Source organism: Kytococcus sp. HMSC28H12 (genome assembly GCF_001816045.1).
GTDB lineage: Bacteria > Actinomycetota > Actinomycetes > Actinomycetales > Dermatophilaceae > Kytococcus > Kytococcus schroeteri.
In genome coordinates, this window is the sequence record NZ_KV824289.1 from 1 (window position 1) to 891 (window position 891).

The window sequence follows — 891 nt, forward strand, 5'->3', positions numbered from 1 at the left end:
AGAACACCGCCGAGGGTGCCGAGGCCTTCGGGATCTGGTACCTGAAAACGCTCAACCACCTTTATCAGCACCCCAAGGCGGGAGTGCTCGAGGAGTTCTCCGAGACGTCCTGTGGAACCTGTGCCCAGCTTGAGTCCACGGTGCGTGAGTCGGCGGCCGAGGGGCACCGAGCCACGAGTTCCCCGATGAAGATTCGCCCCACGGCCCGTGTCACGCCGCTGGGGGGAAAGAAGTGGATGGTCGGGGTGCGGTTCGATCAGCTCAAGACCGACTACGTGGATGAGTCTGGAGCCGTTGTTGAATCAGTTCCCCGGAGTCGGAACTCTGGATTCAGCATGCGCCTGGTGTTCCAAGACGGTTGGCACATCGTGGACATGCCCCTGCAGCGGCACGCCGAGGGTGCCTGACGTGCTTTCCTCGATCGTCTTCATGGCCACAGCCGGATCGGATTGTGATCACCAGATCGATTGTGAAGACTTCGACGACGGCTTCGGTGTCGGCCTGACCGTGGAGGAGGCGGAGGCGCTGGCGGACGCGGTGCCACCCCGTGGTGCCCCACCCGCACCGGGGAAGCCGCCGAAGCTGTACTACGAGTACGTCGTGTTCCCCTCGTGCGGCCAACCACCTGGCCCGTGGGACGGGTACGACTGCGGCCAGACCCACCACGGATGCGCCGGCACACCCTCTGGTGGCCTGCTCTACATGGTCTCCCAGCGCGTCATGCGCACGGAGGGCGACTCCGAGGTCGAGCCGTGGTCCCACCTGGACGACACCTGCTTCCCCGAGGCCGTCCCGGGCCGGTCCGGTGAGGTGGCCGACAAGCGCATCGCCAAGGCCTTCAAGGTCACGAAGTTCGCCCTGCCCGTCCCCACCTGGGACCCGCCCCGCACT

At 65.8% G+C, this 891-nt stretch carries 2 protein-coding genes; both read left to right on the forward strand.

Features of this window, described 5'->3' with window-relative positions; all coding sequences use genetic code 11:
- Positions 1–407: DUF6318 family protein (locus HMPREF3099_RS12675; RefSeq protein ID WP_083323400.1), on the forward strand; the 407-nt coding region annotated here is incomplete at its 5' end.
- A gap of 1 nt (position 408) precedes the next feature.
- The coding region (locus tag HMPREF3099_RS12240; RefSeq protein ID WP_141761929.1) for a hypothetical protein at positions 409–891 on the forward strand (483 nt) is incomplete at its 3' end.